The sequence below is a fragment of the Paenibacillus sp. J22P218 genome, assembly GCF_056269195.1.
The window spans coordinates 315,122-327,876 of sequence record NZ_JBWDNL010000005.1 but is presented as its reverse complement, the minus strand read 5'-3'; the positions used below and the strand labels follow the sequence as shown (position 1 = coordinate 327,876).

Below are 12,755 nucleotides of genomic sequence, written 5' to 3'. Positions count from 1 at the left end.
AATTGTATATATGAGGGAGGCACTCTCAATGTTTAAATTATTGAAAAGTATCGCAGTTTTTTCTCTGATATCCATGCTTCTAGTGCATCCGGTGTCGGCAGAAGCGAAAACAGTGAAGTTAAAGGTAACATTAGTGAGCATGGAGTTAGTTGAAAATAACCATGTAGGCAATGAGTGGTATGCGGCCGCGTATGTGAATGGCAAGGAAGTCAAAACAGGAAGCACGGTTACGCTGACCTTGAAAACGACAGACAGCATCAAGCTTAAAGCGTACGCCGAGGAGCAGGATAAGATCCCTGAATCGGGAACGGCGACGTTGTCCGTCAAAGCGGCTAACGTAACGAAAACGATAAGCAAATCATTAAAGGTAACGGTAACGGAAAATAGAGGAAGATATTCTGGCAATAGCGCCGATTGGAAATTCACTTTCAAAATACAAAAATAAGAAAGAAAACCAACTCTGCTGTACCCGTTCAGTAGATTTGGTTTTTTTTCCAATAGGATGATTGTCGATCGAGGTTCCGTTAACTCAGTCTTTGCTGCAGCATCGCACCCAACTCATCCGTCGTTTCCCATACGATTGGACGAATAAGCGAATGATGGACTATTTGACTGGCGTCTACGCGACTGTGGTTAATCGTCCATACGACGTTGATTTTTTTGCCGTTTGCATATCCTGCATCAAAAAACAGTTCAGGCGCATCGGCGTTAACGTCAGCAATAACGAGCTTGCTTTCCGCAATTTGCTGAGGCGTAGGATGATCCTCGCGCCTGTGGCCGGAATAATTGACTAACCTTGGCAAGTATCCGCACTGCTCAAGCTTGGGCAATAAGTTATCCGACCAGTCGGCAAACTCATCCGGGCTGCCGGCGATCAGGACGAAACAAGGCTTCATCTTTCTGCCTGCGGCTCTCGTCACTGCCTCGCTCCAGCCTTTCTCAGTCAGCTTGAACCTCATTCCTTCCCGATCGATGAGCTGCTCTTCTCTTAGCTTCTCGATGATATACACAAGCTCTTGCATGGTGGGCGAATACGTTAAATTAAAGTGTTGGCTTAGCGGATGGATCATAACCGCATCTCCGGCTTTGTCGGAATGCCTGTACAAATATTGGAGCAAGCGTGCGCCCTTCTCCTCTACGGAAACCGGTATGGCAGAGCTATTGCGAATCGAATCCAAGTCTTCGAAAGTCAGTGAAACAGACTCGCCGCAATCGGTCATCTCGCGAATGTAGCCGGATATACTTGTATAGAGCTGCATCTTAATCGGATTCGACAAGGCATGGATTAGCTCATAGCTTTCTCTATGAAGACTGTAATTGCCGTCGGGCGCACAATAGCAGTCATTGTAAATGTCATAATCGCTCTCTGTTGCAACGTATACGAGAGCGCTGCAAAATAAACAACGTTTTTTCTCCATCATGGTTGCCCCCTCTACGATTAAACTTTCGATCATCATAGCGGATATAGGGGGTAATGTCCGATTAATAATTTTTAACCTTCCACATTCTAGGTATAAAAAAACTGCCCCAAAGCAGATTTTACCTGCCTAGGGACAGCTTATTCCGAACATTTACGAACCCGATTTAAACAACGTTGCTATCGATCCGCCTTCGGTAATAATCTTAATCGCTGTTGCGATAATCGGCGACATCGGAAGCACGATGAATTTATCGGAATGGTTCTCGTCAATGGCGATCGTGTCCGTAATGACGACCTCGCGAATATTCGGATGCGTCAGCTTGCCAATCGCGTTGTCTGAGAACACGCCATGGGTCGCGCATATGTAAGCATCGTGAGCGCCTTTTTTCTTAAGCGCCTCGACGACATTGACGATCGTGCTGCCCGTATCGATCAAATCTTCAATGATAATCGGCGTCATGCCTTCGACATCGCCGATAATATGCGTAATCTCGGACTGATTGTGGGCAGGGCGGTTTTTGATCATGATCGCAAACGGACAATTCAGACGACCTGCCAGTTTCTCGGCGGTAGTTGCCCGTCCTGCATCGGGAGAGACGACAACCGGGTTCGTTATTTTTTTGCGTGTTAGATAGTCAATGATTAAATCGAGCGCGGTCAAATGATCGACCGGTATGTCGAAAAATCCTTGTATCGGGTCGGCATGCAAATCGACGGTTATAATGCGATTCGCGCCGACTGTGGTGAGCACATCTGCAACGAGTTTGGCTGAAATCGGTTCGCGAGGCGCGGACTTACGTTCCTGCCGGGCATAGCCATAGTAGGGCATAACGATATTGACCGTTTTGGCGGATGCGCGTTTGGCGGCGTCGACCATAATGAGCATTTCAATTAAATGTTCATTAACGGGATGGGACAGCGATTGGACGATAAACACATCGCATGCCCGAATGGACTCGCCGTAGGAAACATGAATTTCGCCGCTTTGTTGGCGGGATATAGCGACATCTCCAAGCGGAATGTTCAGCTCTTTGCACAATTGTTCAGCTAACGGTTTGTTAGAGGAACCGGAAAATATTTTAACCTTTTGCACCTGTGATCCTCCTAATGAAAGACAGCATTCTTTTTTTCAATCATAACAAACTAAGGAAGGGAGAACAAATCATTATGATCGAATGCCCTTGGTGTCATAACGAAGTCGAGATCGTGAACAAACGTTGCCCGAAGTGCCGACAACGGCTGTATGAGGTTCAGGATGCGGATTTTGACGATGTTGCAGACGAATTGATGGATGGCCGACAACAAGATCCAGCCTACCAGGAGCTGCCGCTCAGCGTGGAGGATCACATCATAAGCCGCTTTACATGCGTGAAGTGCAAGTGCGAGGAGTGCAGTATCAAGGAGGTCGCGATGACTGGTACGGGGCTCAGCAAGCTGATGGATATCCAGCATAACCATTATCTATTCGTCTCTTGTCTGGATTGCGGATATGTTGAGGTGTACGATCCGGATATTTTGCGCCAGAAGAAGAGCGGCAAGCTCGGAACGGGTTTGGACATTTTATTTTAAGGGTGATTAGGATTGATAGAGGGGCTAACCGTTCGAATGGGCTTGGCGACGTCAAAGCTTATGTGCTGGTCGATCATAGATATCGGAGTGATCGATTGGAATGAAGCCGGTCGGAAGTTCTGGGCATCGTTAGGGTTTAAGGAGAGAAGCGTGCAGATGCGCTTGGAGGAATAACCATTATATCAAGGGAGAGACACAACATGGATCTTAGATACCCAATTGGAAAATTCGAGTTTGCAGGAGAATGCTCAACGTCTCAGAGAGAGCAATGGATTAGCGAAATTGAGGCACTGCCAGCAAGAGTAGTGGAAGCTGTTGCTGGCCTGACCGAAGAGCAATTGAACTTACCATATCGTGACGGGGGTTGGACAGTACGTCAGGTCGTGCATCACCTTGCGGACAGCCATATGAACAGTTTGACGAGATTCAAGCTTGCGCTGACTGAGGACGAGCCGACGATTAAGCCTTATTACGAGGATCGTTGGGCGGAGCTTGAGGATTCGGTTAGTTTAGACATCGCGGTTTCCATTACATTGGTGGAATCGCTGCATAAGCGATGGGTTGTGTTGTTGAAGGCGATGAAAGAAGCGGATTTCGAGCGTTCGTTCATTCATCCGGAATCGAAGAAGACGATCCGTCTTGATTATAACGTTGGGTTGTACGCTTGGCACGGTAATCATCATGTTGCACACATTACGTCTCTTCGAGATCGACTTAACATATAGGCGCGCGCCGACGGGTCGACAGAATAGGCGGAGAAAGCCGTCCTATTCGCGCAAACATAGGTTACTGGGAGAGATAGGATGGGAAATCCATCTTTATGGTCGCCGCGGAATGCGCAAGTTGAAGGGAAAGTGGGGCTGATGGACAGAATAGGCGGAGAAAGCCGTCCTATTCTGGCAAACAGAGGTTACTGGGAAGAGATAGGATGGGAAATCCATCTTATGGTCGGTGCGGAATGTGCAAGTTGATGGGAAAGCAGCGTTGGTGGACAGAATAGGCGGAGAAAGCCGTCCTATTCGCGCAAACATAGGTTACTGGGAAGAGATAGGATGGGAAATCCATCTTATGGTCGGCGCGGAATGCGCAAGTTGATGGGAAAGTGGCGCTGATGGACAGAATAGGCGGAGAAAGCCGTCCTATTTGCGCAAACATAAGTTACTGGGAAGAGATAGGATGGGAAATCCATCTTATGGTCGAAGATGAACATCCAGAAAAGGAGTAGAAGCGAAGAAGCCTCCAGCAGCTGCTATTTAAGCTGTGATGGAGGCTTCTTCGTTTTTCTTTAGCTCAATACAACAACGCCGTAACCTTCGAGCGTAACCTCGCCGCTAAGCTGCCGCCCTGTAAGCAGGTCGGTCTTCGGCTGGCTGATCGTGACAACAGCCGGCTGCTCGCTGTAGTTGAGCAGGAAGTGGAGCGGACCGCTTTCGTCCTCGCGCACCGCAAGCTCGACTTGCATTGGCAGCTGCAGCCATTCCTGCGTTGGCGATGCAAGCCGCAGCAGATCGATGATTTGATCTGCCGCTGCATCGTTGAACACCGCGCCATAGTACCATGCTTCGCCTGCGCCAAGGCGATTGCGCGTGACGGCAGGTTTGCCCGCATAATGATCGTTCGCATACCTTGCAAGAACCTCCACCGTATCAGCCTCAGGCAGCAGCACATCGTTGAACGAGTCTGCGCCAGTCACAACCGATTCGCCGCTCGCAGACTTCTGCTCCCAGGTCATCGACATAGGTGCGCGAGTTCCCTTAACCATCGTGAACTCTTCTACGGAAATACCGCATAACCCGGCCGCAGCGCCTGGGAATGGTCGCATATAGCAATGACCGCGCTCATCCTTGTAGCCGGTACGGCAGCCGAAGATGACGATGCCGCCTTCTCTCACGTATTGCTCCAGCAACGCGGCCGTTTCGTCGCGCATAATGGTCGGATGCGGATAGACAAGCACCTTATAGCGCTGCAAATCGGTAAGCGTTGTCCCCGCGCGCATGAATAACGTATCGCTAGGAATGTGGCGATATTGCAAAGCTTTGAACCACGCTTTGCCGCTGGCCCAAGCGAACGGCCCATGCCAAATATCGTATTCGCCATCCCACTCGTTGTCGTAGTCGCGAACCAAAGCGATGTTCGCCGTGTAGCGGGTGCTGGCGATACGGTTGCCGGCAGCAGCGAGCTCTGCGCCGATCTGACCGGCCTCGCGCACGCGGCGATTCGGCTGGTTGTGGTAATCGTTAAGGCCATGCCAATAGATTTCGGTGCCGAACGTCGCAGTCCGCCAGCGGAAGTAAAGCACCATATTCGCGCCATGCGCGATCGATTGATACGTCCATAGACGCATTTGTCCCGGCTTAGGAGACGGCATATCCATTTTGTTCACCCAGCCGCCCGGACCGGCCTGCTGCTCCATGATGCAGAAGTTCGGTGAGATCGAGCGAACAGCGCCGAGCGACTGACTCCAGCCTCTGTCGGCAAGCGGATTGACCTCGTTCGGATCAAAGTAAATAGTCGAGAACTGCGGATATGAATCGTAGCTGAAGAAATCGAGCAGCTCATCAGTCATTTGGTGATTATTAAGATGCCCGAACAAGCCGTTCGTCGTTACCCAATGGTTCGGAGCTAGCTCGCGCAAAATATCGGCCTGAACCTTCGCGAATGATATCGTATTATCGGAAATAAACCGTTTCTCGTCGAGCGCCAGATGCGGATTCGGCTGCTTGCCTCCTGGACCGATTCGCGGAAGAAATACTTGTTCCCAGTCCGAATACGTCTGGCTCCAGAACACGGTCCCCCATGCCTCATTCAAACGGTCCAGCGTTTCATACTTTGCCTTCACCCAAGCGCGGAAGGCAATATGATCCGCTTCCGCATAGAACTCTCCGATCTCGCAGTTGAACTCGTTGTCGATCTGCCAGCCGATGACTGCCGGATGATTCTTATATTGCTCGGCCATCTTCCGTGTAATAATGGCGGACAGCTCACGGTATTTCGGGCTGCTGTAGTTATAGTGACGGCGAAGGCCATGCTGCATGACGACGCCTTCTACCGTGGCGTTAAGCACCTCAGGGTAACGGTGTGTCAGCCAAGCTGGCGGCGTAGCAGTAGGCGTGCCGAGGATCACTTTCAGACCATGCTTATGCGCTAGATCAAGCGCGCGATCGAATAGTCCAAATTCAAATACGCCCTCTTGCGGTTCGAAGATTGACCATGCGAATTCGGCAACTCGGATGACCGTGAAGCCTAGCTCGCGCATCCGGCGGAAGTCGTCCTCCCATAGCTCTTCCTTCCAATGCTCAGGGTAATAGCAGACGCCAAGCTTGAACTCCTCCAGCGCTTTATCATGTGGGTTAGTACTCGTTATATTCATTGTAACTTCCTCCTTGGGTATCGCTCTAGTGTGACTATATTGCGGTTGTAGTGTATATTAATCATTGTAAAAACGATATGTAGAATCGTAAATAATAATATACTGCTTTTGATATTAGAATATTGCGGAGTTGGACAGTAGGGGGCCGAATGATGCTGGAGCATTTCGTATTACCGAAGCCGGCGTTCTCTGAATATGTGTGCTACCCGGATTCGCTCGGAAGGTACAACGACTATCCACAGCATGCTGAGCGAAGAGAACAAGGACAAATGATGGATTACAATCTGCATTTCATCTTTAGTGGAAGCGGGTATGCAGTGAACAATACAGGAGGCGAAAAGCTGCTGCTGAAGGCGGGTGACGGATTCCTGTTTCCGCGCGGCGCTTACCAGCAATACGGGACGATCCCCGAAGATACTTGGGATGTGCGGTGGATTCATTTCGACACAACGATTCAATTGCCTCATCTGAGGGAAGCAGAGGATTTCGGGAGCTGGTTCTTCACCTTCTCCAACAAGGAGAGGTTCAAGCAACTGACGGAGGAGATGTACGGGCTATGCCGTCCGTTCGAAACGAGGAATGAGCCGCGTCTATCGGCGCTGCTCTACGAAATATTAGTGGAGCTCGCTCAGCATTCGGTGCGGCTCGAGGGCTCGGCTGGATTGGAGAAGCAAAACGTGATTCGCGCCGCAGCCGACCAAATCCGCCATCGCTGCGAGGAAGGCTGGACGCTTGAGCGTATGGCGGCGCTATCGGGCTACAGCGCGTTTCACTTTCTGAGGTTGTTTCAACAGGTAATGGGCAAGACGCCGAATCATTATGTGACGGAATGCCGCCTCGTTGCAGCGAAGCTATTGCTCGCCACCACTTTGCTGCCGATAACGGAAATTGCCGCCCGAACGGGCTTTTCGCAGACGAGCTACTTCATCCGTGTATTCCGCGCGGCGGAAGGCGTTTCGCCGAAGCAATACCGTACGATACGCGGACAAAGCGCGGGCAGGACATAGAACGTTCCAACTGGTTTACCTGCGATACCGCAGGCGAATCTCGATACCAGTCGGGTCATAAGCGATGGCGATTTCGCCTCTCTCTGTAACCGTAATACCATTGCTGCGCAGATGCTCTAGCAACTGCTTGCGAGCTTCCGCATTCGGGAACACAATCGTATAGTAGTCTAATCCGACGGAATCCGCCCCTAGCAAGCTAGCGCCGACGCCAGCCCATACGTTCATCCCGATATGGTGATGATAGCCGCCGGCGGAAATGAACAGTGCCTGCATCGTTTCCTTATAGTCACCGACGATGTCGAAGCCGAATTTGTCGATATAAAACGCACGCGAGGACCCGAGGTCGCTGACATGAAGATGGATATGGCCCATGACAGTTCCGAACGGCAGTCCGCTCCAATGTTCCCCTTGGCTTGCTGCAAGCAGGCTATCCCAGTTAATCGGGGCGTTAGCCATGACGTAATCACCTTTGGCGTCACGCTGCCATTCCTCGCGCGGTCGATCGGCGTATATTTCAATGCCGTGATGATCGGGATCGGAGATGTAAAGCGCTTCGCTCACAAGATGATCGGCTTGTCCGATGGGAATACCGGCCGAAGTTAGATGGCGGGCAACAAGCGATAACGACTTGCGATCAGGAAGCAAGAGAGCGAAGTGGTACAGCCCGGCATGCGAACGTCTTCTTGGAATGACCGCGTGCGGAATTTCTTCCAGCACGAGCAAAATTTTTGCGGCTTCTTCATTTTCGCTCGCTACGCCAAGCATGGCAGATTGACCATCATCGCTGTGCACGAGCAGCTTTAATCCTACAATATCCTCATAGAAGCGGATCGAACGCTCCAGATTGCTAACTCGAAGCTTAACCTCGCCAAGTGAAATCGATTGATTTAATGGAGTCGTCATTTCACTGCTCCTTCCTAATTTCATATCCTAATACTTACTTATAATAAGTATATAACTTATAGTAATCTAAGTAAACATGCAAATGCAACTTCACCGTACCCTTTATTCGTTCTATTGAAAACAATTAGATTCCTATTCTATTTGGATTATTATGCCGGCATCGCCTTTGAATATACGCGGCGCCCTGCGGCGAGGCAGCGCGCCCGTAATAATATATTCGCTAGTCTTGGCCTTATTGGAGTGTTCGTCGAGATTCGGTGACGAGTCTGAACGTTTTTTGACCATTCAGCTTAAACGATCTAGCAATCGTTGGAATGCGGCCTACCCTTACGATGTCAGTCGAACCCTTCGCATCCTTCGTAATCGTAAGCTTAAGGATCATCGCTCGAATCGTATCTATCCTGTTATGCAGCTTATGCGAGAGGAAGTTGCCGAGGGAGTAAGCTGCGACTCTCGTCTTGACTACGCCATATTTGTCTCTCACTTTGCTTGTCACTACGGGCTGAAGCACATGCGGGTGAGCACCTAATACGACGTTCGCGCCATGCTTGAAGCATAAGGCGACGAGGCGGCGCTGCTCGGCGTTTTGCCGGGTGCGGTATTCCGTTCCAAAGTGAAGGCAGACGATCACAAAGTCGCTCTTCCTCCGGATTCGGTCGATATCTGCGGCAATTCGCCGAGGCTCGATAAGATTAACTTTATGCGGCTGAGAAACTGGCATACGATTCGTCCCGTACGTATAGGATAGAATGCCGATATCGATGCCTTTGACGCGCATAATGAGCTGTCTGCGGGATTCTTCTAATGATCTTGCTGTGCCCGTATGTTTAATGCCTAGGCTGTCCAAAATGCCTAAAGTCCGGTTCAGCCCATACATGCCGCCGTCGGCACAATGGTTGTTGGCCGTCGTCATGACGTGGAAGCCTGTTTTTTTCAGCGTGGAAGCAAGCTCATCGGGACAGTTGAACAGCGGGTTGCCGGTTCGCTTGTTGCGAAGCTCGTATCGGCCTACCCGATTCGGATTGCTGCCGAACCATGGCGTGCCCGAGAATGTCGTCTCCAGATTGCCGATAAGCAAGTCGTTGTTGCGCAGTTGAGGAGCGACGCCGGCGAATATAGGGCCGAAGGCGTAACGGCTCGTTCGCCCGATTCTAGCAGAATCTATGATCGGATTTTTCATAAGCAAATCGCCAATCGCCCCGATAGTAATGGTAGTCAATGGTTCACCTCTCCCAAGTACAAGATGTAATACTTTATTCGAACAGGCGTACCGTGCGCGCGGTATACGACTAGGAGGGTGAAACATATATATGGAGCAATTCGTTAGAGTGTATAGACCCATAGTAATCAGCAAATAGCTTGGAAGTAGAAGGGAGCTGGCACATGAACGGATATGGAGGAACGCCCATGGGAGGCGTTGCACCTGCATTCGTGCAGAGAAATCCAGGGACGATTGAGGTGATCGGAGAAGGAACAGCTACGGCGCCTGCCGACCGCTCTATCATCGATCTTGGCGTAGTCACGGAAGGAACGGAGCTTCAGAGCGTTCAAGCGGACAATGCGAAGATTGCTACTGAGGTTATTGAAGCGCTGCTAGAATTAGGTATCCCGCGCGAGAAGCTGCAGACGCAGGATTACCGAATCGATACGATGTATGATTTCGTTGACGGGAAGCAGGTGTTTCGCGGCTATCAGGTGACCAATATGCTGCAAGTAACGGTGGATCAGGTCGCGCAGACCGGCGCTGTGGTAGATTCTGCTGTCGCAAGCGGAGCTAATTCCGTGACCAGCATTCGGCTGACAACCTCACAGCCTTCGCTCTACGAGCATCAGGCGCTGTCGAATGCGGTAAGAGATGCCGCCCAGCGAGCGATCACAGTAGCGCAGACACTCGGCGTCGTCATTTCGAGCGTGCCGCTCGAAGTGCAGCAATTGCCTCGGGCGAGCGGCCCGATTCCGATGTTCAAGGCGGCCTCATTCGCCGCGGACAGCGTTGCGACGCCGATTGAGGCAGGGACGCTTACCGTTAACTCGTCCGTACGGGCGAAGTATGTGATCGTGCAAGCGTAGGTGTAACGGTGGCGTTATAGCCTAATTCGTACGGATAATTACAAAATCATTATAGCGAAGAGGCCGCTTCTGAGAGCAGCCTCTTCTTTTTTTTGCCTATAAGGTTGTTATGGCTCCGGGAGGTGCCGTGCTATGAGGCGCGGTTTGCTTATTTGTTGGAAGGGGACCGAACAGCAGCCAGTGCCACTTCCATTTCGCGCTAAGCGAAACAATCAGCCATGGGAGGCTAAGGGCAATGATGAACCCTATTGCCATCGAGAGATGGTAGAGAAGCGAGCTTCCGCCAGTTGGCATGAGCCGGTTGTAGTAGGTAACGATAGGATGGAGCAGGTAGATGCCGAAGGACGTTGCGCCGATATGAAGGAGCGCGCGAACGAATACCTTATTCCACCTGTCGTAGATCCAGTGCGAGAGCTGAATGAGCACGAGGCCTGCCGTTACGCATTGCACCTCATTTACGTATTCCAATTGCTTCGATGTAATAAGGAAATGACCATACACATTCATATGATAGCCGTTCATCACCATATAAATGCCGCTGCCTAGGAACAACGTCCAAAGCGCGATCCAAGCTGCTATTTTGCCAGCCGAGGCATTCTGCTTCTGAATCTTAATCCAGCCTGCCAGCTTCAAGTAATGGATTCCGATAAACGCTCCTGCCGCAAAATAAAACATATAAGTTAGCGAATAGCTAGCGGCATATTTCAAATGGTACATAGGTACGATCTTATAAATGAACACCCACTGTACGAGCAGTCCGATCCAGATGATATGATTGCTAAGAAAGGGGAATCGCTTTAGGGCGCGTAGCATAAGAGGCGCAAGCAGATAGAACTGAATGATGATGATGACAAAATACAGATGCGTATACGTTTTGCCGATTAGAAGCTTGTCCCAGAATATGGGATCGGTGAAATAACCGATAAACGTCTTCAGATCGACGAAGCCCGGACCGACCACCTTAACGAAAGCCCAATAGAGAAATGAGAATAGGACGAATGGAATAGCCAGCTTCGTAATGCGTTTTTTGTAAAATTGCCCGGTCGATCTTAACGTCCATGGTTTCCCGTAATAGTTGTAGAACAGTACGAAACCGCTTAAGAAGATGAAGACGGGTACGGCAAATTTGGAGAACAAGTTGAGAAAAACATAAACCGGATAAAAGGATGATGAATGGTCGTAGCTGCTTACAGCCGACGAAGTGGAATGGATCATAACGACCGCCATAATGCCGATTGCTCTGACAATGTCCAGCTCGGGTAGATGCGGTTTTTTTGATGTCTGCGTTACCGGCATAAGAATCCCCTTTAATTAGTGAGTGAGTCAAACTCGTAATCCTATCAATGGTAGTATTATACAATAAGGATGTAACGATTCCAATTGAGAGAGCAGACAAATTCGCTAACGCCTGCTATGATAGAACACGACAACAGGGCATTTAGGGAAGGGGTCTAATGGTAACTCATGTGGTTGACGTATTCGGTCCTTGCGGCATTTAGCTTCGGCTTGCGAGGCATCCTCTATCATTATACAAGTCAAAAACCGCTTAACCGCAATTTGCTGTTATGCGGCACCTTCACGATGGGTGCGGTTATAAGCATCGTGTGCGCGCTGCTATATTCGTCCCATTGGTCGACGGCGGCGCTCGTCGGCATTCAAATGGGATTGTTCTCGTTCGGCGCGAATGCGAGCATGTTCAAAGGGTTCGCCGTAGGCAAAGCATCTTTGGTGGCGATATTGACCGCGCTGCCCTCGATCGTCGTCGTTGTCGTCGCCTTCGCGATATGGAACGAGCGGCTGCACGCTATGCAACTGATCGCCTTCGCCATTATCGTTGGCGGCATCCTGCTCGTTCGGTATTCGAACGATATTTCGCTGCGCAACCTGCAGGGCGCCCAGTGGGGGTTGCTAGCGATGCTGCTGTTCGCGGGCAATGATCTCACTGGCAAATGGTCGACGCTGCTGGAAGCGGAGCTGTTCCCTACGCTATTCTATATGTTCGTCACCGGCGCAAGCTGCTTCGGTGTCTGGTGGCTGCGTGACCGTCAGCGCGAGCAAGGCAGCGTATCGCGTGACGGTGAGGAGGTAGCCGTCGTGGCGGCGGCAAGCGAGAAGATGGGCGCAGCCTGGAGTCCGCGTCGGACGTTTCTCGTTGGCATGGCGGTCGGCATCACGAACGTCGTTGGCATGATGTTCATCGTGACCGCCTTCGACTTGGGCAAGGCGGGACTCGTATCCGCTGTGACGGCGCTTAACGTGCTGATCGTCCTGCTGTATACGAGACTGGTCGTGAAGGAAGTATTCTCTCGTACGGAGCTGATCGGTATCGTGCTGGCGTTTGCCGGCATCGTGTTAATGCGGTTGTTCGGAGCGTGAGGGAATACAATAGCAACACTAAAAAGGACAGTCCTTGTTA

General features: G+C 50.7%; 13 protein-coding genes. 7 read left to right on the top strand and 6 right to left on the bottom strand.

From position 1 onward, the window contains the following. The first annotated feature begins 28 nt into the window (after positions 1–28). Complete coding sequence (locus tag AC0YN0_RS22490) at positions 29–445, top strand: hypothetical protein (RefSeq protein WP_475823261.1); 417 nt, start codon at positions 29–31, stop codon at positions 443–445. Between the two features lie 79 nt (positions 446–524). On the opposite strand, the gene AC0YN0_RS22485 is transcribed toward AC0YN0_RS22490, so the two are convergent. After that, positions 525–1,421, bottom strand: coding sequence for a hypothetical protein (locus AC0YN0_RS22485; protein WP_475823260.1), 897 nt, complete (start codon positions 1,419–1,421; stop codon positions 525–527). Positions 1,422–1,571: 150 nt separating this feature from the next. After that, positions 1,572–2,513, bottom strand: coding sequence for a ribose-phosphate diphosphokinase (locus AC0YN0_RS22480; RefSeq protein ID WP_475823259.1), 942 nt, complete (start codon positions 2,511–2,513; stop codon positions 1,572–1,574). 74 nt (positions 2,514–2,587) lie between these two features. Here AC0YN0_RS22480 and AC0YN0_RS22475 point away from each other — a divergent pair, with 74 nt between their 5' ends. From AC0YN0_RS22475 to AC0YN0_RS22465, 3 genes are read left to right on the top strand one after another with little or no spacing between them, the layout of a single operon-like run. Next, entirely contained in the window at positions 2,588–2,989 is a 402-nt protein-coding gene (locus AC0YN0_RS22475; protein ID WP_475823258.1) for a zinc ribbon domain-containing protein, read from the top strand. Positions 2,990–3,001: 12 nt separating this feature from the next. Then, positions 3,002–3,163, top strand: a complete 162-nt coding sequence (locus tag AC0YN0_RS22470) for a hypothetical protein (protein WP_475823257.1) — start codon at positions 3,002–3,004, stop codon at positions 3,161–3,163. A gap of 26 nt (positions 3,164–3,189) precedes the next feature. Next, the gene (locus AC0YN0_RS22465) at positions 3,190–3,714 is read left to right on the top strand and encodes a YfiT family bacillithiol transferase (RefSeq protein WP_475823256.1); all 525 of its coding nucleotides are present in this window, start codon (positions 3,190–3,192) and stop codon (positions 3,712–3,714) included. Between the two features lie 560 nt (positions 3,715–4,274). On the opposite strand, the gene AC0YN0_RS22460 is transcribed toward AC0YN0_RS22465, so the two are convergent. After that, a complete protein-coding gene (locus AC0YN0_RS22460) occupies positions 4,275–6,359 on the bottom strand; it encodes a beta-galactosidase (RefSeq protein ID WP_475823255.1) in 2,085 nt (694 codons plus the stop codon). Positions 6,360–6,508: 149 nt separating this feature from the next. Here AC0YN0_RS22460 and AC0YN0_RS22455 point away from each other — a divergent pair, with 149 nt between their 5' ends. Next, on the top strand, positions 6,509–7,366 hold the full coding sequence (locus tag AC0YN0_RS22455) for a helix-turn-helix transcriptional regulator (RefSeq protein ID WP_475823254.1): 858 nt from the start codon (positions 6,509–6,511) through the stop codon (positions 7,364–7,366). A gap of 15 nt (positions 7,367–7,381) precedes the next feature. On the opposite strand, the gene AC0YN0_RS22450 is transcribed toward AC0YN0_RS22455, so the two are convergent. Together AC0YN0_RS22450 and AC0YN0_RS22445 are read right to left on the bottom strand one after the other, a co-directional pair. Next, a complete protein-coding gene (locus tag AC0YN0_RS22450; protein WP_475823253.1) occupies positions 7,382–8,269 on the bottom strand; it encodes a VOC family protein in 888 nt (295 codons plus the stop codon). 232 nt (positions 8,270–8,501) lie between these two features. Beyond that, positions 8,502–9,488 (bottom strand): CapA family protein, encoded by a 987-nt coding sequence (locus tag AC0YN0_RS22445; protein ID WP_475823252.1) that lies wholly within the window; start codon positions 9,486–9,488, stop codon positions 8,502–8,504. A gap of 188 nt (positions 9,489–9,676) precedes the next feature. On the opposite strand from AC0YN0_RS22445, the gene AC0YN0_RS22440 reads away from it, so the two are divergent. Next, positions 9,677–10,339, top strand: a complete 663-nt coding sequence (locus AC0YN0_RS22440) for an SIMPL domain-containing protein (RefSeq protein WP_475823251.1) — start codon at positions 9,677–9,679, stop codon at positions 10,337–10,339. Positions 10,340–10,435: 96 nt separating this feature from the next. Here the strand turns inward: AC0YN0_RS22440 and AC0YN0_RS22435 are convergent, their stop codons facing one another. Continuing rightward, positions 10,436–11,635 carry an acyltransferase gene (locus AC0YN0_RS22435; RefSeq protein ID WP_475823250.1) on the bottom strand — a complete coding sequence of 400 codons (1,200 nt, stop codon included), beginning with the start codon at positions 11,633–11,635 and terminating at the stop codon, positions 10,436–10,438. A 168-nt stretch (positions 11,636–11,803) separates the two neighbouring features. On the opposite strand from AC0YN0_RS22435, the gene AC0YN0_RS22430 reads away from it, so the two are divergent. After that, complete coding sequence (locus AC0YN0_RS22430; protein ID WP_475823249.1) at positions 11,804–12,715, top strand: EamA family transporter; 912 nt, start codon at positions 11,804–11,806, stop codon at positions 12,713–12,715. The last annotated feature ends 40 nt before the right edge of the window (positions 12,716–12,755 follow it).